The organism is Candidatus Thiodiazotropha sp. CDECU1, assembly GCF_963455295.1.
GTDB lineage: Bacteria > Pseudomonadota > Gammaproteobacteria > Chromatiales > Chromatiaceae > Thiodiazotropha.
Map to the genome: position 1 here is coordinate 2,307,426 of NZ_OY734020.1, position 20,118 is coordinate 2,327,543.

The window sequence follows — 20,118 nt, forward strand, 5'->3', positions numbered from 1 at the left end:
ACCATTTCCAGAGGGATTTGAATTGTCTATTCTTAATCGAGAAGCAATATTATTAGGTTTGGATATACCATGTTACATCGTTGTTCCAGTATGAATACACCCAATATAAAACCCGTACCGCTGATCGTCAGCACCCTGCTCACTGCCCTGTTAGCCCTTTCCGGCTGCCAGACCCAGAGTACCAGGCAGATTAGCGATGATGCGGCAGCACCTGTCAGCGGCAATCCGGACAAATTTCTGATTGTCGACTGCCTGTTACCTGGCCAGGTACGCAAGCTGGGCGCAAACATGACCTATCTTTCACCCAGACGGCCGGTCAAAACCACTGCCTCCGAGTGTGAGATTCGAGGCGGCGAATATGTGGCCTTTGACCGGGCTGACTACCGGACCTCCCTGCGCGTCTGGCTGCCTCAGGCCAAAGAAGGAGACCCTGTAGCGCAGAACTATGTGGGTGAGATCTATGAGAAGGGTCTCGGAATCGAGCCTGATTATAAGACTGCCGCCGCCTGGTACCTCAAAGCGGCAGACCAGGGCAACTCCCGGGCACGCATCAATCTGGGCTTTCTCTATGAAAAGGGCTTTGGGGTGAAGAAGGATCTGGCTCAGGCCCTCAATTGGTATCGCCAAGCCTCCGGTCTGGAGGATGACAATCTGCAGTTCTCTTCTGCGGTGGAGATCTCCAAGGCGGAGCGAAAAGAGCTACGTCTTCTGAAACAGGAGAGACAACAACAGAAATCTGAAACAGAACAGCTGCGCAAGCAGCTCAAGAGCACCAGCAAACAGCTGAAAGCAGAAAGGGTTAATCTGGCGAAAGCGGAGAAGCGTCTGACCACGCTGAGGGCGGAAGCGGTGATTCAACCCACAATGACAACCTCCCCCACTCTCAACACTGCCGGTCCGGAATTAAAACAGCTCAAATCCAAACTGGTCGTGAGTGAAAAACAGGCCCTGCAACAGCGCACCCAGATAGCCTCCCTGGAAAAGGCCCTCAGCGAGCAGCGGGGTGAGATGGATAGTGCAATCAAACAGTCTCAGCTGGAAACCGAACAACAGCGTAAGCAGGCTGCGATACTGCAGCGCAAGCTGGATGAGACCAACCAGCAGTTGCTGAACAAAAAGGCATCACTCGCCTCCACCGAGTCCGAGCTGGAGGCGCTGCGCTCAGAGTTGAGCCGAAAAGAGAAACTATCCAAAGTCTCGCAGACTGAAGCGCTCACCACACTGCAGGCGCAACTGTCCGAACAGGAGAAGGCGGTACTCACACAACAGCGCAAGATCGTCGACCTGGAGTCATCCCTCTCCACTCAGCAGACAAAGATGAACGAGGCACTGCGCCTCTCATCCCAGGAAAAGGCCCAGCTACAAGAGGCGTTGAAGGTTCAAACCGGCAAGGCCAGCCAACTCAAACAGAAACTCGATCAGACACAGTCTCAACTTGACCTGACGATTGCGGATATCGAGAAGAATCAACCGGTGCTAGCCGAACAGCGCCGGCAACTGGAGTTGGCACAAAAATCATTGAACGAGGCAACCAGCAACAGTATCAGCCTCGAACAGCAGGTAGTGCGCCTGCAACAGGATCTGAGTAGTCGTGAGAGCACTATGGGCCAACAGGGAGAAGCTGTCACAAAACTCAGAGAAGAGCTGAATCGCTACCAACAGCGCCTGCTCTCACTGGAACAGGAAAAGATCAACCAGCAAACCACATTACAGGGTGATGTGGCGAAGCAGGAGCGCCAGATCGCGGAGTTGCGCCAAAAACTGCAGCAGACAGAGCAGCAGCTCGATACAAATCAGGCGCAACTGGCAAAAATTAATCCTGACCTTGCCCGCCAACAATCGCTGTTACGCAAGACGCAGAAAGAGCTTATTGCCACCAAGACAGCTGCCGCACGCAAGGAAGCCGAGGTCACACGTTTGCGCAAATCCGAACAGACCTATCTGGATCAGATCCAAGAACAACAGATAAAAATAGACCGTTATCAGGCGGAAGCATTACGATACAGAGCCCAATTGGCCAATCTGCACGCCAATCAACAGGCAAGTTTGGTGTCCGGCCCCACTATAGAAATCATCGACCCGCCGGTTGCCCTTACCCGCGGCATTCCAAGTGTCCGTTTACGCTCTGTGGCGAAGGAACGGAAAATTACCGGCCGGGTTGTGGCGCCGGCTGGCCTGCTCTCTTTCACGGTTAACGATAAAACCGAATCACCCGACACTCTGGGTATCTTTTCAACCACTATCAAAGTAGAGGAAGAGCAGACCCCAGTGAAAATGGTCGCTGTGGATAAAAAGGGGCAACATACCAGTCTCGAATTTCTGCTCATTCCAAAACTGCGCTATGCCTCTAGCGGAGAGGAGCAGCTGAATACCTCCAGCGATACCAGCAAAACCACCAGACGTATCGCCGGCCAAGTGGACTTCGGCAACTATCATGCGCTGGTGATCGGCAACAATCAGTATAGTCACTTCCCCAGCCTTCTGAGCGCCAGTGTCGATGCGCGGGAGACCGCAGAATTATTGCGCACAAAATATGGATTCCAGACCACCACGCTGATTGATGCCACTCGTTATGACATGCTTTCTGCACTCAATAACTTGCGTGAGACCCTGACTGAAAACGACAATCTGCTGATCTATTACGCAGGTCATGGTGAACTGGACAGAGTAAACCTTCGCGGCTACTGGTTACCTGTTGATGCCGAACCAAACAGCACCGCCAACTGGATCTCGAATATCGCCATCACCGATATTCTGAACGCGATGTCGGCAAAGCATATCCTTGTGGTTGCCGACTCCTGTTATTCCGGCTCCCTTACACGTTCATCCATGGCGCGACTGGAGTCCGGGATGTCCGATGAGGTCAAGACCAAATGGCTAAAGGTGATGGCAAAGACAAGGTCGCGTACGGTATTGACCTCTGGGGGCCTGAAACCTGTTCTCGATCAGGGTGGTGGGCAGCACTCGGTATTCGCCAAGTCGTTTCTCAGGACTCTGGCTGAAAATGAATCTATTTTGGAAGCCTATAAATTGTTCCGTAATCTGGCAAAAGAGGTTCAGCAGACAGCTTCGAAATTTGGCATTGACCAGATACCTGAGTACGCGCCAATAAAACACGGGGGACATGAAGCAGGTGAGTTCTTCTTCATACCGCAGGGTTGATCAGCTCCTCAAGGGCTGACAACAAAAAGAAATTAAAAAAATCCGGGGAGGATATCTAATGGCTGATTGTGGTAATAACGCTCGAGTACGCAAGCTTTTTGTCACCTCATTGCGATATAGCTCCGCACTCCTGTTGCTGTTGTACTCGATGAGTGCATTCGCGATATACAGCGTAACGCCTGCAAGCTTGGACTTTGGTGGCATAGGCGTCGGTAACAGCAGCGGCGTATTGACAGTGACATTCAATAACGATAACTCCACGGATGTTATCGATTTTACTTCAATCACTGCAACCGGGGATTTCTCAATAGTCAACAACTGTCCGGTAATTCTTGATGAATTGACGAGCTGTACCGTCGACGTCATGTTCAACCCGACTACTTCAGGTCCAGCAGTCGGCACCTTGACGTTTAACGGGTTTGACCACTCAATCGTACTCGGGATGAGTTTTCTACCAATCACTGCAAGTGTTCCACTCTCCGGCACCGGCCTGAGAGGCGACTTGGTTATCGGCAGCAATGGTGTGGATCTAGGCGCGGTACCAGTGGGTATATCCAGTCAATCAGTACCCGTTTCACTTTCAAACTCCGGCAATGCCGCCGTGAATATCTCCACCATCGACGCCACAGGGCCATTTGCTCAGACCAACGATTGTCCGGCATCCCTCGCTGCCGGCACCAATTGCACCATTATGGTGAATGTCACTGCCACAACCCTGGGACCACAGTCCGGGACACTGACCGCAAGTGGTACCGGCCCCCAAGGGACGACTACCCAGACTGTCTCGCTGGCTGCAGATGCTCAAGGCGGTGTCATGAGCACATCAACAACAACGCTCAGTTTCCCCGATACGCCTGTAGATACGATCAGCAGCGCGCAAACAGTAACACTGACGAATATGGGAAATGCATCGCTCCAGGATGTACTGGTATCGAGTGTCGGTGAATTCACGCAATCCAACGATTGCCCTACCACGCTCACCGCTAACCAGAGCTGTACAATCTCGGTGATGGCGGCGCCTACAACGGCGGGTGACCTTACGGGTTCGTTGGAAATCAGTGCGACCGATGCTGGTCAGACTGTTACCAGTAGCGTGGATCTCAGTGTGACTGCCACCACTGCTGACGTGGCCACATCCGAGACCCAGCTCTCGTTTCCTGACGCCACTGTCGACACATCCAGCCAACCTCAGGTGGTAACGGTGACGAATCAGGGCAATGCCCCTCTCACGGTCAACTCGATCACCACCGAGGGCGACTTCAGCCAGACCAACGATTGTGGAACCGGGATCGCTGCCGGCGCCAGCTGTGATATCCAGGTTGTCTTTACACCCCAGACATCTGGCACAGCCACGGGCGCCCTGAACATCGATACCAGTGCCGGTATATCCAGAATCGTCCTCTCGGGCAGTGCCGAGGCTGCCACCAGCACCAATCCGGTTGCCGATCTGCTCATACCCTTCAGTGGCAACAACCCCAACATTCTCTCCCTGATTGACGTCATTGCCGAGGCCTGTCCCAGCGGCAGACTCAGTGATCGCCTGCAGGAGGATTGTAATGCGGTGGTGGGTGCGGCCATTGATGGTGACACCAATACCCAGCTGGCGCTGTTTCAAGTCAACCCCGAAACCGCTATCAAGGCCAATACCACCTCCCGTCAAGGCAGTGAGACCCAGATACGCAACCTGGGGACACGTATCTCCGCCCTGCGTGCCGGTGCCAGGGGCCTCTCCTTCAAGGGGCTCGACCTGCAGATCGATGAGCAGACGCTATCCATTGACATGATTGCAAAGGCCTACCGGGACGCAGGACGTCGTGGTGGTGGCGCCAGTGCCGACAATCAGCTGCTGGCATCGAGGCTGGGGGTCTTCGTGACCGGTGATGTCGCTACCGGCGAGCGGGATGAGACCGATCTCGAGTCGGGTCTCGACTTCGATACCGCAGGCATCACTATCGGTGCGGACTACAGGATCACCAACCAGTTTATTCTCGGCGGTGCGATCGGTTTCAGCGACACCGAAGCCGAACTGGAGAACGATGCCGGTGACCTGGATACCCAGGGCGTCAGCCTGAGCCTGTTCGGTACCTACTACAGCCCGCAGAACTACTTTGTGGATTTCTCCGCCACTGTCGGTGCCAATGACTTTGACCAGAAGCGTAGTATCGTCTACACCCTGGACGGCCTGGCTGATGTCAGTCAGAACCTCAAGGCGGACTACGACGGTGACACGATCAGCCTGTTCGTCGGCTCCGGCTACGATTTCAACCGTGGCCCCTGGTCCTTCGGGCCCCGTGCCGATCTGGAGTATATCAAGTCCGATGTCGACGGGTTTACCGAAGAGGTGTCCGATCCCACGGCTGATGGCGGCGGTTGGGCCACCCGGGTGGATGGAACCGATCAACGCTGGCTGACCCTCAACCTGGGCGGCAAGGTCTCCTACACCCACAGCGCTGACTGGGGCGTCCTCATCCCCTATGCCAGGCTCGATTGGATGCATGAGTTCGAGGATGACTCCCAGATCATCACCGCATATTTTGTCGAGGATCCTGCCGGCTTGGGTATTGACATCCAGACCGACGATCCGGATCGGGATTACCTGCGGTTACGCTTTGGCACATCGGCGCAGTTCCAGAATGGGGTGGTCGGTTTCATCGATTTCGGTACCATCCTCTCCCACAGCGAATGGACCGCCCATACCATCAGCGCCGGGATGCGCATGGAGTTTTAGCTCACCCTACCCATGGCAGGTGCAGGAGTCGGTTGTCCGATGCGAACCGACGCTGCATCTGCCAGCAGCTTGACCAAAGGTATGAATCCCGCATCCATGCCGGGGCCTCGCCACATCTGGCATTGAGGTCGGCCACACCCTCAAAATCATGTTTCCTTATCAATTAGAGCATGGCATGATTGGGCGCTGATGCAATGGGATTTAGAGGATTATTCATCATTCTGTAATCCGGCTGAAACGTTCAGCTGACAGCTTCATCCTCGCTGTCCAAAGAATCCAGCATCCTCGCCAAACAGGCGTATGGAGTATCAGGTGGGTAGGTAATTTATTGCCCTGTTGACCGGCAACATAGAGCAGCACATAACATCAGGGAGTATAGACAATGGTATACTGCATGAAGGACACTCAACCATCGAGGCTGATATCTAAATCACTACTTTATTTATCTGCCCTTCTACTCGCACTCAACTCCGTAACCGCCTATGCAGTATATACTGTGGCGCCAACTTCTATTGATTTCGGCACTGTTACGGTCGGTACCAGCGGTGGGGTCACGACAGTAACATTCACCAACAACAATACTTCGGATCTTATTTCTTTTGATACGATCGCGGCGAGTGGGGATTTCAGTATCACCAACAATTGCCCGATGATAATCAATGACCTCAGTTTATCGGATGGTCAGTCGTGTACCGTCAGTGTGGCGTTTTCTCCCCAGACTACCGGCACAAATACTGGTCAATTAGACTTTGTTGGGTCTGATGGCATTACTCCATTTACAGCCACTGTGGCACTATCGGGCATTGGGCAGTCGAGTCAGATTGGCAGCCTCTCTTTTTCTCCCGGCAGTGTGGATTTCGGCTCAGTTACAGTAGGCAGTACCAGTAGTTCGGTACCAGTGACTCTCTCCAATACCGGTGACGCATCGGTGAGTATCAACACAATCACCACCACAGCACCTTTCGCCCAAACAAATGATTGCCCCTCAGATCTTGACGTGAACAGCAGCTGTTTGATCATGGTTAGTGTGACACCTACAACGACTGGAACTGCTTCAGAATCGTTGGCAGTTGACGCGACGGGACCACAAGGAGCAATCGTAGAAAACATTACCCTGAGCGTGACAGGCACTGCACCTGATCTCGTCGTCTCTGATACAGCGTTATCGTTTCCTGACACCACTGTCGACACATCCAGCCAACCTCAGGTGGTAACGGTGACGAATCAGGGCAATACCCCTCTCACGGTCAACTCGATCACCACCGAGGGCGACTTCAGCCAGACCAACGATTGCGGAACCGGGATCGCTGCCGGCGCCAGTTGTGATATCCAGGTTGTCTTTACACCCCAGACATCTGGCGCAGCCACGGGCGCCCTGAACATCGATACCAGTGCCGGTATATCCAGAATCGTCCTCTCGGGCAGTGCCGAGGCTGCCACCAGCACCAATCCGGTTGCCGATCTGCTCATACCCTTCAGTGGCAACAACCCCAACATTCTCTCCCTGATTGACGTCATTGCCGAGGCCTGTCCCAGCGGCAGACTCAGTGATCGCCTGCAGGAGGATTGTAATGCGGTGGTGGGTGCGGCCATTGATGGTGACACCAATACCCAGCTGGCGCTGTTTCAAGTCAACCCCGAAACCGCTATCAAGGCCAATACCACCTCCCGTCAAGGCAGTGAGACCCAGATACGCAACCTGGGGACACGTATCTCCGCCCTGCGTGCCGGTGCCAGGGGCCTCTCCTTCAAGGGGCTCGACCTGCAGATCGATGAGCAGACGCTATCCATTGACATGATTGCAAAGGCCTACCGGGACGCAGGACGTCGTGGTGGTGGCGCCAGTGCCGACAATCAGCTGCTGGCATCGAGGCTGGGGGTCTTCGTGACCGGTGATGTCGCTACCGGCGAGCGGGATGAGACCGATCTCGAGTCGGGTCTCGACTTCGATACCGCAGGCATCACTATCGGTGCGGACTACAGGATCACCAACCAGTTTATTCTCGGCGGTGCGATCGGTTTCAGCGACACCGAAGCCGAACTGGAGAACGATGCCGGTGACCTGGATACCCAGGGCGTCAGCCTGAGCCTGTTCGGTACCTACTACAGCCCGCAGAACTACTTTGTGGATTTCTCCGCCACTGTCGGTGCCAATGACTTTGACCAGAAGCGCAGTATCGTCTACACCCTGGACGGCCTGGCTGATGTCAGTCAGAACCTCAAGGCGGACTACGACGGTGACACGATCAGCCTGTTCGTCGGCTCCGGCTACGATTTCAACCGTGGCCCCTGGTCCTTCGGGCCCCGTGCCGATCTGGAGTATATCAAGTCCGATGTCGACGGGTTTACCGAAGAGGTGTCCGATCCCACGGCTGATGGCGGCGGTTGGGCCACCCGGGTGGATGGAACCGATCAACGCTGGCTGACCCTCAACCTGGGCGGCAAGGTCTCCTACACCCACAGCGCTGACTGGGGCGTCCTCATCCCCTATGCCAGGCTCGATTGGATGCATGAGTTCGAGGATGACTCCCAGATCATCACCGCATATTTTGTCGAGGATCCTGCCGGCTTGGGTATTGACATCCAGACCGACGATCCGGATCGGGATTACCTGCGGTTACGCTTTGGCACATCGGCGCAGTTCCAGAATGGGGTGGTCGGTTTCATCGATTTCGGTACCATCCTCTCCCACAGCGAATGGACCGCCCATACCATCAGCGCCGGGATGCGCATGGAGTTTTAGCTGCTGAGACGCTGTAGAAAGCGATTCACCCATTCCATGGCAGGTGCAGGAGTCGGTTGTCCGATGCGAATCGACGCTGCATCTGCCAGCAGCTTGACCAAAGGTATGAATCCCGCATCCATGTCCGGGTCCTTGCTGCTCAGGGTGTAAAGAATCGATGAGACTCTTTTAGGCAATACTACATTTTCCACCACCGCCGGATCGGGCTTGGCACAATAGGCAGGATCAGAAACGACCAGGAATTCCCGACAACTCAAGGGTCGATGAGGATGTATCGAACAGGATTGATTTTGCAAAAACGGGCATGGCAGGTTGAGTTCAAAATAGGCCAGGCCGATCGCCTTGATTCGCTCCTTGTCATGAGCGAGAGCAGCCTTGTCCAGCTCGCCCAGCAAACCCGTTTCATCCAATACGGCCATACTCTTTGCGAACCTTGACCTCACCTCAGCCTGCCTCTCATCTGGCATGGACTCCACGAGATCCAGCAGTGTCGTGGCTTCTGCCTTACTGACGGGGACCAGTTGAGAACAACAGGCACCACAACCGCTGCGACAAGATATCCGTTTGCCGTTCTCACTCACCTCTACAATCGCGATTTCCACTACTTTATCTGTAATATTCTGAAAAAATGGAAGCAGTTCGTGAAGATGAATCGTTTCGTTGGTAAATTGAGCAGAGAATCGGATGCTGTGGTTGCCAATACGAAGCTCTGCGTCTACTGTCTCAGTTTGAGGGGTTATGTCTGTCACAATCCAGGATCTTTTGTTAAGCGTTAACAGGACTGTAAAGATGGCAAATAATGACATGCTTATCAAGCTCTATGACATGGAGATCGATTGGAGTTTTATCTCACGTCAGGCGCAGCAACAGGTGACCATCCGTAAACCGATCGGTCCTGATCAGAGAGCTATTCTGGCTTGGGCGGAAAAGCACTTTCCGCAGACCTGGCTGGGGGAGATTCAACAGGCACTCAACAATACCCCTGGCTCTTGTTTTATTGCGCAACGTGATTCATCACTGCTTGGGATTGCCTGTTATGACGCTACCGCACTTGGTTTTTTTGGTCCCCTTGGTGTCATTGAATCAGCGCGTGGCAATGGTATCGGCCGTTCATTGGCCCAATCATGCCTGATGGATATGCGTATGAAAGGTTATGGTTATGCGATAGTTGGTATGGCGGGCACAGTGGATTTCTATCGCAAGATTGCAGATGCAGTTGAGATCCCCGGCTCAAGCCCGGGAATCTACCGATCGACATTAGCGTTAAAGGGCTAGATAGGCAAACAAGAACAGCGCCAGAACAATAAAAATCCCAGCAACTCGCGATTTCGCCTTGAAAAGCGGTGTATGCGTTTTTTTACCCATGCGCTGATACTCTTGCCAAGCCGTCACCGCATGATAGACGCCAATGGCCAAAAACAGCAGGGGGATCCAAGATTGTGGTGACATAACGGCTTACTCATCTGGATCTATGCGTTTCTTTCTGTCACGCATCATATGATCCAGTGATGGGTAGTAGGTTTTTCCAAACTCGCGTGCACGCCACCAGCCGCGAGATTTTCTTCCAACCAACACCTGGGGTATCTCGAGTATATTCTCTTTAAGCGGCGTGAAGGCACGCCAAGTAATGGTAAACAGGCCCTGATCGGGTTCCAGCACAATGGTATCCATCACCGCTTTCTTTTTAACGCTCTCGCCCTTTTTGTAAAAGAAAACAACCGGCACATCCAACTCGGGCAAGGTGAAACTGGTGTGGCCTTCCGGAGTCAAGTTACCCAGGAAGACCCGCTCACCGCCTTGAGGATAGGGAATCTGTTGATCAACGGGTGCGGCCTGGAAATAGCCAGCATCAAAATCTGCAGGTGGTAAGGGATAGATATTCTCCACCCAATCCTGATCGATGGTTCCGGCCAGTTGCAGCCGCGGCTGCCAGCACCTTCCCAGCGGGCCGAATGACATTGGTGCATAGTTCCCATTGGGCATGCTGACTGGTCGCTGCAACTCCTCAGTGTTTGGCATCGGTGATCCATTAACGAAAGACCTGCCAAGCTGTTGATGGTATCCCTTGCCTACCGGGTTTTTCATGAATGCGCTGTGCTTATTTTCATTGTCGTGATAATTATCGATGCCACCAAAGGCGCGATCATAGCTGATTGGCATTCTGTCAAAGATACCCGAGTAGCCAGGACGGATGGCAATGTTACCCGACTCCCAGAAGCGATCGCCGCAAACGGCGAATGATTTAAACAGGGGCCCCAATCGCAGGGTTACTTCAACCCTGGATGTCGGTTTGTCTCTGGGTGCATATGCACTACCAGCCAAGAGGACATCACAGTGTCGTTTAAAGGGTGCATAGTCGAGCTCATAGAGCGGTGCTGAGAAACCAGGCTCACCGGTGTACACATCGGCTTCCACAAGCTGTTTTTGTGGCTCGATGTAATCAGGTTGCCCGCCTCTTTCCGGTATCTTGAAAGTGCCTTTCACTACGATCACCAGCAGCTCGTGAGCATCGGGCAGCATACTCATGGTATACCCTGTCTGCATTGGTGTGGCATTGAGCAATTCCATATTACTTTTTTCTCATTGAACTATGCGGTGAATGGAAAATGGCTCAACCAGTATTCGACTGTCCTGGGAACAGACCGCGAACCAAAATTTACTCCGCAGCTACCGGTGGTGCTGTCAAAGGTAACCCACTTTGACGACTTGTCGCCATTTGGCGCTGCCATGCTTGCTGATTCGCTTGGTTGCGACCATGTTCAGTTTGAGTCTCGTATTCCCTGGTTAAGCTCTCTGCGCGCTGATCATGCTCGCGCATGATCCGACGCATTTCCAATAGCAGTCTGTTTCGTGAACTTCCCCGTATTGTCCTGGCCTCCACTGTAAGATCCCGATAGCAGAGACCGACAATATCGAAATGACCCTGTTCGTGGGCAAGGAGCTCTGCGGTTTTCGAGGTGGCGACGACCCATGACCCTGCGGGATTTAAAACCATCGCGAACTCCATCTCACCCAACCTGTGTTCTGATTCCTCTTCTACAACCCTGACCCTGCCGGGCCTAAATCCCATAGAGATTCGGGCATCCTCGGACTCACCTCTGGGACGACTTTGGATGTCTCTGAAATCACTCCATGCCAACTGTCTGGGCCAACCGGTCAGTGTGGGACCCGGTTGCCCGGGCGCTGCTGCTGCACCCTGTGGTTGGGCGGCCCTGAAACCCGCATGGGCGACATCCTGGGATGGGGCCGCAGGTGCTGGACGGTTGCTTTGGGCAGGAGATGGGTTTTCACACATAATCGCCTCGTAGATCTTGTCCTGTTACTCTACCTTCGCCAGGCACAATCTCTGATAGTAGGGTAACAAGGCCTCTTCGGTAAGGGCTCTGTAATAGTCGTCGAACTGTTTGAGATCACTTTGATGCGCCTGTTTGGTACGTATCGCGGTTAGCACATTATCAGCGCATTGAAAAAGATGGAGTTCGTTCTGCAAATATTCCATGCTGTTTTTTTCCGGTGGCGATAATCCTTTACCCATTGCTTGCTCCGCCGACTGATCGACCGAAAAATACTTGGGCGTTACAGCTCTCAACTCATGCAACTGCCCATTCTCCGCATCGAATAGAGCCAACAGGCTGGGAGGCCATATCTGGTATCCCAGCTCCGGATTCACCGCTTCACCTCTGCCCACCAGAAAGGCAATAAACAGTCTGTTTTCACCAACTACCGGGATTGGCAAACTCATATAGTTGGCAAACTGAAGTGACGGGGCGATGAGGTTTCTTGCCGATGCAGTGACGACCGAAGTGGATAGTTGATCAGACATAGGATGGATACCTTTACAATCTACCTCTAGGAATTGGCGACATGCCCGACCCAGCGTAAAAAATCACCGCCAAGCATATCGTAATAGGGCGACAACGGCTTTTCGGCATGCCGGTCGAAATAGTGGACATACTGCTTGGCTGCCTGCTTGATTTCCATACTGACAGCAGCATCCCCTTTGACAAATGCTGGAATCAGGATGTCATACAGGGTCCATATGCGTTCAAATTCGGGAATAATATCCTCAGGCTTCTCAAACGCCGGCCTGTTGTGAATCCATGGCGGCGGCTTCAGGTTTGGCACATCCATTTCGAATTTCTTGATGGTAAGGAACGAGTTACTGGAAAGATCATAGCTTGCAACGTATTGAGGCTCTGTAATCGCGGTTCCATACTCCGGGGTCGTACGTGTAAAGTAGATGAGTCGCCGTACGATAATCCGGTTATTCTCGATCTTCACCAACGGCAATGTGATACCGCGTTCTACCGGCATCATATTCGCGTGCTGTCCGATCTGCTGGACCGCATCTTTCATGGACATGGCATAAACACCTGTTGTATCAATGCATAACAACAAACAAAGTAGCTTGGCATAACAGAAGACCCTCTTATCCATAATTGCTACCAAATCGGATTATTGGTAACAGCCGCACCTGAGGGTGCAAATCCATTTGCAATGGAATTATTCGCACCCGTAGTGAGAAAATTTTGAAACTGGGCGGCCGTTGCCCGCTGATTGCAAGCACCAATGCCGGTATCGTTATAGATGACGTGGGTGATATTGCCAGCGTCATCGTATTCATAACCTGTAACTGTTACAGCATGAGCACCTGTCTGCGTCCCCCAGCCGGGAAGGCCCGATACATCACCGTTGGCGATAACCCCCCTTCCCTGTGAAAGCGCAGTCTCGAGCTGGCTGAGTTGGAGACCGGTTGAAGTGGGAGCCACTCTGCTCGATGGCACTCCGTTGTTGGTAAGTATCGAGGCCTGCTGCCCCGACGTGGTGCCGCCGCTGTACCAGGCCTGATTTGCTGCCGTCACAGTACCACCGCTTCCAGCACTGCCGATGGCTGCTTGGGATGCATTGCTATTGGCAATGGCAGTATTCATCATGGCCTCTTGACCTGGGTTTGCACCAGTAGCCTGTTGTACGATCTGCCTCGAGGATTCAATACCACAATTGTTATAGCTTTGCCCTGGGGTATTGGAAGCAATAGGGTTTCCACCTGAATCGGTGGACCCTGGGGGTGGACTTCTTCCCGCCGCCATGCTTTGACAGGCCTGATTGCCCAAGCGGGGATTGCCGGTGACGCCGGAGAGACCGATCAGTACCGTTGGGCAGCAAGGAGGCATGATCACCGAGCCGGGATGGGTGCCTGAATCAGTCATCCTCGCGGCCGGCATATTCATGATAGGCACGGGAAAGGCGCCGCGCACGATAGGATTTGGTACGGGTACTGGTGTTACGCAGAGACTCATGTCACCCATCCGCGCTGCTGGCTTACCACCGATCAATACAGTGAGCGCTCCCGGCGGTATGATGGGAAGCCCTGGCGGTGGAGCGTGAGGGACCGGCGGTACGGCAGGAATTACTTGAGGTAAACTACAGAAGATCATATCGCCTACCCGGGCGGCAGGTTTACCACTCATGTTGAGCTCCCCTCGTTAACAATACACCAATATCCATGCATCTATGCTCTTTATGAATTTGTTCATGTATTGATTTTGACCATGGTGCCCTTGATCGTGATGATACCCCCGGCATCGATATGTACCTTGCCTGCAGCGGTTTTGAAGGTCACATCCGTCCCGGAAACCTCGATCTTACCGCTCGGCTCCATGCTGATGGCTGCGGCACCGGTCTTCAACTCAATCTTAGTTGCGGCCTCTAATTTATACTCACCCTGGGTGTCGATGCTGTAATCCCCTTTGATCGCGGATTTCTTCTCACCATCCACTTCTTCTGACAGCTCGCCACTGACAGATGCTCCATAATCGCCACCAACACTGGTCTTCCTGTCACCGCCCACGGTCTCCAATTTGACGCCACCAACCTCTTCTGCCTTTGCGCCCGCCACCGTCTCATTCATCGCACCACCGACCGAGACCTGATACAGGCCACCGATTGTGAGCTCCTTTGCGACACCCACTGTTTCCGCGCTATTGATGCCGACGGTTTCCGATTTATTCGAACCGATTGTTTCTGTCTGGTCGACACCCACCGTGTGGGACATATTCAAACCGATGGTTTCGGTATGATTTTTAGCGATGGTTATGGTCTTGTCGTTATTCACCGTCTCTGTCTTGTCGTGACCGACGCTAAGCGAGCGATTGTAACCAACCTGTTCGGTGCGGCTGCTCTCGGTGATGTTTTTGTGGTTTTTCTCGGCATGGATATAGAGCTCTTCGGATCCCTTTTTGTCCTCAAACCGGATTTCGTTGAAATTATCCCCTGAACCACCCTTCGTACTGCGACTCTTGATCCCACTCTGGGTCATATTGGAAGGCAGTCCATAGGGTGGCATCTGATCAGCGTTATAGACCCGCCCAGTGACGATCGGCCGGTCGGGATCGCCCTCGAGAAAATCGACAATCACCTCCTGACCAATGCGTGGTATATGCATGGCCCCCCAGTTCTTGCCCGCCCATACCTGCGCCACCCGCACCCAGCAGGAACTGTTTTCATCCCTGCTGCCATAACGGTCCCAATGAAACTGCAGCTTCACGCGCCCATACTCGTCGGTGTAGATCTCCTCTCCCGCCTGACCGACCACCACCGCTGTCTGTGGCCCCTGCACCATCGGCTTCGGCGTGATCCGTGCTGGACGAAATCCCTCTTTGGTGTCCATACAACTGAACTCACACGCATATAACGGCCCCTCGGCTATCTCTGGCACCGACTCGAAGGCATCAGCCTGAAGCGCATAATACGCACCGGTGACCAGATATTCCCGATTCTGATCCCCCCGTGGATGCTCGGTCATGGTGAACAGACCGCCCGTCGTTATGCCGCGCGCATTCCCCTTCCCTTCCAGAACCTCATGCCCCCCCTGCAGCTCCTGTATCCGATGCCTGGCGTAGCCCTCGCCATCCGGCGGCACTTCGTACTCACCCGGATAGTCGTAGATCTCATAGTCCGAATAGGGATGACTTCTCGGCATCAGCGCATTCGTAGAAAGATCGGATTTCGGTTTCTTGAAGTCGTAATCAGTGTGCGCATATTTGCCCGGCCGTACCGCTTTGGTGAATTTCCAGCTATGAATATAATCCTGAAAACGGCTGGAACCGGTCTCTGCGGGCGGCAAATAGGGAATATCCGAATAGGCCTCCAACACACTGTGAGAGCTGTAATCATCACACAATATCAGTGTGTGCTTGCCTGCCTCATGCTTGAAGAAATAGTAGATGCCCTCCTGCTCCAGCAATCGGCTGACAAAATTAAAATCGGTCTCCCGGTACTGAACACAATACTCCCACTCCCGATAGGAGCCGGTCAGGTGATCCTCAAAATCACTGAAACCATTGTCACGAAACACCTCCTTGATGATGTCTGGTACCGTCATGGCCTGAAAGATGCGGCAGTCCGAGGTCTGGGTCAGCAGCCACAACCAGGGCCGCAACGTGACCCGATAATGGGCAAAATAGGCCATGTGCCCAACCTGTGTGAACTGACTCACATAACCATCGAAATAGCGCTTGGTGGTATTCACCATATCCATCTCGACCGTCATCTTCTTGCCCAACAGATCGTCATGGGCTACCGACTCATTGTCACTCAGCAGGTCAATGGTAAATTCGTACAACCGACCCAACTCCTCCCTCCCCTCCAGCTTGAGGATCAAGAGCTCATCAGGGCCCAGTGGGGTTTTGATCTGTAGCTGTCGGTTACTTTGTGTGAAAGCCATCCAAGACTCCTGCGCGTCTAAATAAGCATTGAATATTTTTTTTGTAACCCATGCCTAAACGTTCTCTAGATGGTGAGATGATATATAAGCATGCTTTATATTAGAGTATGTGTATCAGAATAGCTTCGGTCAATGCTATCGTGTAGGTAGTTTTGCACACTCACTGTGTGGCACTATTTACAATGCACTGCACAATAACCATTCCACCTGTCATCTTACTCTACACCTAAGCGAGCCTATCATTCATCCAAATGGGTAAAAAATGATCGCCCAGGATTCTGTTGACCAGTTACAATATGAAAATATGGACATATACTTAAAGATAGACCACATGGAATCATTGAACAGTTGCTGCAACCTGCTACGCTTGTGGTTTGTTGAGTGACATAGTTCCGTTACTAATTGTATATAATAAGGATGAGATAAATACATGTCGGAGCGAATGCACTTCTCGGTCGATCTCGGTAGAAAGGAAGATTTGAAGCACCCAAGGAAACCTGCCAATGGCTATACCATTGTCTTACTCGGGGCCTTTGGCGGAGGCACCGGTACTGGTAATCCAGTCACTGAAACCAGCCTTTCACTGCATAGTATCGAAATCGAGACAATCGACGAACTGATCACAAAGTTGCAACCTTCGATATCATTCGCACTGGATGATGAATCAATCCCATCCATAACCCTTACTTTCAAATCCCTCGATGATTTTCATCCGGATGGCCTGCTTGAGCAATTAGCTGATCATCAAATTTCTAATGAATGCACAGATGAAGTACCGGCCTTTGATGCGAAATCAGAAGAGATTGAATCGCAACAGGAGACACTGTCGCGCTTGCTTGGAGCGCGCCCCCTGTCTGCGGAACAGCGCCGGGGAGCAGGCCCGTCGTTGTCCGATGCGAAACAATCGATGATTACGGATGTGGTTCGTCGACTTGCTGAAAATGCTGCAGATCCGGATCTGCCTATGGCAGCTGATGCGCAAGCAGCTGCCAAGCGGTCTGATACAGACAAAACCATATTATTAAGAAGCCTGCTGCACCATGATGCCTTCCAAAAGCTGGAAGCGGGCTGGCGTTCTGTGGATTGGCTCATGCACAATATTGAGCCCGATCCGGCAATACGTTGCTACCTATTGAATATCTCACGCACCGAGTTGGAGCAGGAGTGTTCAAGTCATGTTGACGCAAAATCCTCCGCCCTCTATCACAGGCTAAGATATGCTTTCGAACGCAATGATTTATTAGAATCCAGTTTTATACTTATAGATAATCACGAATATGGGCCTGATCAGGAAAGTGTGGCAATGCTCAATTGGTTGGGATCTTTGGCAGGTGGATTTGCGGGCACCCTGCTGGCCGGGTCCAATTCGAGTTTCCTGAATGATCAGAACGGGACCGGGGAGCTCTACAATGAGTGGCAGAACTTCAGGAAACAACCCTCAGCAACAAACGTAGCATTGCTCTATCCTCAGGTGTTGCTCAGGCTACCTTACGGTTCAGCTACCGATCCCATTCAATCTCAAGCATTCGAAGAGCTGGATGAAAAATGGTCAATTGAAGATCTGTTGTGGGGTAATCCCGCATACGCACTGGCAATATTGTTGATCAGGCAGTGGACGGTTCAGGGTGACCGGGAGCAGGTACCGATATTGACTGATCTGCCTGCCTATTCTTACCCAAGAGAAGGAGAACACCATCTTCAGCCCTGCACTAAACGCATATTGCATGAGCAACAGATAAACCAATTACTCGCTCTTGGAATCATCCCGGTCATCGGCAGCCGGAACAGGAACGCCATTCAGCTGCCTTGGTTCCAACGCCTGGGCCAGTCCAGCAACGCGTGACAGTTTATGCATAGGGAACATCTGCACCATTATTTGAATAGTAACCAGGATCGTAGTCGGCCATGAATTGGGTGTTAAAAAGTTACGTAATTGACCAAAATGGTAATATTTAACTTCCACTTATATGCATTTGTTCTAGTATCAACTACAACGGTTTTGTGCTAAACCTAGGTATAAAAAGGGATATGCAAAATCGACATTGGATAGAGAGAAACAGAACAGTTAAATCAAGCAGAATCGAATAGCTCATTTTAATGCTCTTTCATGGGGGACGCAGGATTGACGGCTACCATTGACCTAGAAAAACTTCTCACCGCGGTCTCAGATGAGGCCCCAGCAGGGTCCGATTTAGAATACGACCCTCTATTCAGTGAGATGGAACGGGCAGCAGAGGGTAAAGAAGAGCAGGAGTTTGGAGACACAATCGTTCCGGCTGAAGACCCGGACTGGCGTGAACTGAAAGCCAAAGCCCTACAGGTACTGGAGCAGAGCAAGGACCTGCGGGCAGCCATCCACCTCACACTCGCATTAATCCATACCGATGGCTTGGCCGGTCTGTCCGATGGTCTCGAACTCATCAAAGGCTATATTGAACAGTATTGGGATAGCCTGCACCCTCAACTCGATCCTGATGACAACAATGATCCCACTATCAGGATCAACACCTTGATCAATCTGTGTGATCCGATCCAAGCCCTTGGCGCCGTCAACAAGGCCCCTCTGGTTTCATCCACCATAATGGGCACTTACAGTTACCGGGATATTCAAATCGCTTCAGGCAGTCTGCAGCCGGCAGACGGGGAAAACCCGGAGATTGCACTGGATCAAGTCGACGCCGCTTTTCGCGAGTGCCCAGCCGAACAGACACAACAGACCCTATCCCATATCGGGCATGCCATCGAGTGGGTGAATACGATAGAGCGTCAGCTCAATGAGCGGGTAGGTCTTGATCAGGCACCCGACCTTCAATCCTTGGCAGAGTTATTGAAACTGCTGCAAAAAGAGGTGGCAACCCGCGCCGGTGTTGACACCGGGGACGAGGCAATGGACCAGGATACGGGTGATGCTTCAACACAGCAGAAGGCTTCCTCTCCTGGAGTCATCAACAGCCGTGACGATGTCATTAGCGCCTTGGAGAGGATCAACCAATATTACCGCAAAAATGAACCATCCAGCCCAATCCCGTTGCTACTTGATCGTGCAAAGCGGCTGGTGAAGATGGACTTTTATGAGATCGTCCAGGACTTGGCGCCAAATGGTATGTCTCAATTTGATTTTTTGTGGAAGGAAGAGGATAGATAGGGCAAAGGAATCACCCGGCCGGAATCCGTTTTTAGTGGCAACATACCGATTAGGTACTAGAGATAATAGAGAGGTAGATCGTGGCAAAAGAGAGTAGCCAAAAGTTCGTAGCCCGTAACCGGGCACCCAGGGTCCAGATTGAGTACGACGTGGAACTCTACGGGGCTGAAAAGATGATCCAGCTACCTTTCATCATGGGAGTGATGGCGGATCTTTCAGGTAAGCCGCAAGAGGCATTAGCCCCGGTGGCCGAGCGTAAGATGCTGGAGATCGATGTCGATAATTTCGATGAACGTCTCAAGGCCATGAAACCACGAACAGCCTTCAGAGTACCCAACACACTGACAGGTGAAGGTAATATCAATGTGGATATCACCTTTGAGAGTATGGATGACTTTTCACCGGCGGCAGTCGCGCAAAAGGTCGGGGCTTTGCGACAGCTGCTCGATGCCCGTACCCAATTGGCCAACCTGTTGACTTATATGGATGGTAAATCAGGGGCGGAGGAGCTGATTGCCAAGGCTTTGAAAGACCCGACACTACTCCAAACCCTCGCCTCATCCCCCAATTCTGACGAAGCATCATCTGAGGATTCGTCCTCAGCAGAGGAGTAA

The 20,118-nt window shown here is 52.4% G+C and carries 15 protein-coding genes and 1 pseudogene; 8 read left to right on the plus strand and 8 right to left on the minus strand.

The window, feature by feature from the left end; translation table 11 throughout:
* Positions 1-90: 90 nt before the first annotated feature.
* The 4 genes and pseudogenes from R2K28_RS10470 to R2K28_RS10485 all read left to right on the plus strand — a co-directional run bounded on the left by R2K28_RS10470 (position 91) and on the right by R2K28_RS10485 (position 8,633).
* Positions 91-3,162 (plus strand): caspase family protein, encoded by a 3,072-nt coding sequence (locus R2K28_RS10470; RefSeq protein WP_316364262.1) that lies wholly within the window; start codon positions 91-93, stop codon positions 3,160-3,162.
* A 58-nt stretch (positions 3,163-3,220) separates the two neighbouring features.
* The gene (locus R2K28_RS10475; RefSeq protein WP_316364263.1) at positions 3,221-5,890 is read left to right on the plus strand and encodes an autotransporter domain-containing protein; all 2,670 of its coding nucleotides are present in this window, start codon (positions 3,221-3,223) and stop codon (positions 5,888-5,890) included.
* Between the two features lie 394 nt (positions 5,891-6,284).
* A pseudogene (locus R2K28_RS20440) lies at positions 6,285-6,959 on the plus strand (choice-of-anchor D domain-containing protein); the annotation flags it as partial.
* Between the two features lie 51 nt (positions 6,960-7,010).
* Positions 7,011-8,633: an autotransporter domain-containing protein gene (locus R2K28_RS10485; RefSeq protein ID WP_316364265.1), complete on the plus strand. Its 1,623-nt coding sequence runs from the start codon at positions 7,011-7,013 to the stop codon at positions 8,631-8,633.
* On the opposite strand, the gene R2K28_RS10490 is transcribed toward R2K28_RS10485, so the two are convergent.
* Entirely contained in the window at positions 8,630-9,235 is a 606-nt protein-coding gene (locus R2K28_RS10490; RefSeq protein ID WP_316364266.1) for a YkgJ family cysteine cluster protein, read from the minus strand. The two genes, R2K28_RS10485 and R2K28_RS10490, sit on opposite strands and share 4 nt — an antisense overlap.
* A gap of 187 nt (positions 9,236-9,422) precedes the next feature.
* Between R2K28_RS10490 and R2K28_RS10495 the strand changes: the two genes are divergently transcribed.
* Positions 9,423-9,908: a GNAT family N-acetyltransferase gene (locus tag R2K28_RS10495; RefSeq protein ID WP_316364267.1), complete on the plus strand. Its 486-nt coding sequence runs from the start codon at positions 9,423-9,425 to the stop codon at positions 9,906-9,908.
* Here R2K28_RS10495 and R2K28_RS10500 read toward each other — a convergent pair.
* The 7 genes from R2K28_RS10500 to R2K28_RS10530 form a co-directional block, all read right to left on the minus strand.
* Positions 9,897-10,082: a hypothetical protein gene (locus tag R2K28_RS10500; RefSeq protein ID WP_316364268.1), complete on the minus strand. Its 186-nt coding sequence runs from the start codon at positions 10,080-10,082 to the stop codon at positions 9,897-9,899. The genes R2K28_RS10495 and R2K28_RS10500 overlap by 12 nt on opposite strands.
* Positions 10,083-10,088: 6 nt before the next feature.
* Complete coding sequence (locus R2K28_RS10505; protein WP_316364269.1) at positions 10,089-11,201, minus strand: DUF2169 family type VI secretion system accessory protein; 1,113 nt, start codon at positions 11,199-11,201, stop codon at positions 10,089-10,091.
* Between the two features lie 88 nt (positions 11,202-11,289).
* Positions 11,290-11,928, minus strand: a complete 639-nt coding sequence (locus R2K28_RS10510) for a hypothetical protein (RefSeq protein WP_316364271.1) — start codon at positions 11,926-11,928, stop codon at positions 11,290-11,292.
* A gap of 24 nt (positions 11,929-11,952) precedes the next feature.
* Entirely contained in the window at positions 11,953-12,456 is a 504-nt protein-coding gene (locus R2K28_RS10515) for a hypothetical protein (protein WP_316364272.1), read from the minus strand.
* Between the two features lie 26 nt (positions 12,457-12,482).
* Positions 12,483-12,995 carry a hypothetical protein gene (locus tag R2K28_RS10520; RefSeq protein WP_316364273.1) on the minus strand — a complete coding sequence of 171 codons (513 nt, stop codon included), beginning with the start codon at positions 12,993-12,995 and terminating at the stop codon, positions 12,483-12,485.
* Positions 12,996-13,075: 80 nt separating this feature from the next.
* Positions 13,076-14,104, minus strand: a complete 1,029-nt coding sequence (locus tag R2K28_RS10525) for a PAAR domain-containing protein (protein ID WP_316364274.1) — start codon at positions 14,102-14,104, stop codon at positions 13,076-13,078.
* Positions 14,105-14,166: 62 nt separating this feature from the next.
* Positions 14,167-16,359 (minus strand): type VI secretion system Vgr family protein, encoded by a 2,193-nt coding sequence (locus tag R2K28_RS10530; protein ID WP_316364275.1) that lies wholly within the window; start codon positions 16,357-16,359, stop codon positions 14,167-14,169.
* A gap of 430 nt (positions 16,360-16,789) precedes the next feature.
* Between R2K28_RS10530 and R2K28_RS10535 the strand changes: the two genes are divergently transcribed.
* The 3 genes from R2K28_RS10535 to tssB all read left to right on the plus strand — a co-directional run bounded on the left by R2K28_RS10535 (position 16,790) and on the right by tssB (position 20,118).
* Positions 16,790-18,202, plus strand: coding sequence for a type VI secretion system contractile sheath domain-containing protein (locus tag R2K28_RS10535; protein WP_316364276.1), 1,413 nt, complete (start codon positions 16,790-16,792; stop codon positions 18,200-18,202).
* A 279-nt stretch (positions 18,203-18,481) separates the two neighbouring features.
* On the plus strand, positions 18,482-19,504 hold the full coding sequence (gene tssA / locus R2K28_RS10540) for a type VI secretion system protein TssA (protein WP_316364277.1): 1,023 nt from the start codon (positions 18,482-18,484) through the stop codon (positions 19,502-19,504).
* 80 nt (positions 19,505-19,584) lie between these two features.
* The gene (gene tssB, locus R2K28_RS10545) at positions 19,585-20,118 is read left to right on the plus strand and encodes a type VI secretion system contractile sheath small subunit (RefSeq protein ID WP_316364278.1); all 534 of its coding nucleotides are present in this window, start codon (positions 19,585-19,587) and stop codon (positions 20,116-20,118) included.

Coding starts and splice junctions, on each gene's coding strand:
- R2K28_RS10470 (WP_316364262.1), top strand. CDS start 91: ATGAATACACCCAATATAAAACCCGTACCGCTGATCGTCAGCACCCTG.
- R2K28_RS10475 (WP_316364263.1), top strand. CDS start 3,221: ATGGCTGATTGTGGTAATAACGCTCGAGTACGCAAGCTTTTTGTCACC.
- R2K28_RS10495 (WP_316364267.1), top strand. CDS start 9,423: ATGGCAAATAATGACATGCTTATCAAGCTCTATGACATGGAGATCGAT.
- R2K28_RS10500 (WP_316364268.1), bottom strand. CDS start 10,082: ATGTCACCACAATCTTGGATCCCCCTGCTGTTTTTGGCCATTGGCGTC.
- R2K28_RS10505 (WP_316364269.1), bottom strand. CDS start 11,201: ATGGAATTGCTCAATGCCACACCAATGCAGACAGGGTATACCATGAGT.
- R2K28_RS10510 (WP_316364271.1), bottom strand. CDS start 11,928: ATGTGTGAAAACCCATCTCCTGCCCAAAGCAACCGTCCAGCACCTGCG.
- R2K28_RS10515 (WP_316364272.1), bottom strand. CDS start 12,456: ATGTCTGATCAACTATCCACTTCGGTCGTCACTGCATCGGCAAGAAAC.
- R2K28_RS10520 (WP_316364273.1), bottom strand. CDS start 12,995: ATGTCCATGAAAGATGCGGTCCAGCAGATCGGACAGCACGCGAATATG.
- R2K28_RS10525 (WP_316364274.1), bottom strand. CDS start 14,104: ATGAGTGGTAAACCTGCCGCCCGGGTAGGCGATATGATCTTCTGTAGT.
- R2K28_RS10530 (WP_316364275.1), bottom strand. CDS start 16,359: ATGGCTTTCACACAAAGTAACCGACAGCTACAGATCAAAACCCCACTG.
- R2K28_RS10535 (WP_316364276.1), top strand. CDS start 16,790: ATGTCGGAGCGAATGCACTTCTCGGTCGATCTCGGTAGAAAGGAAGAT.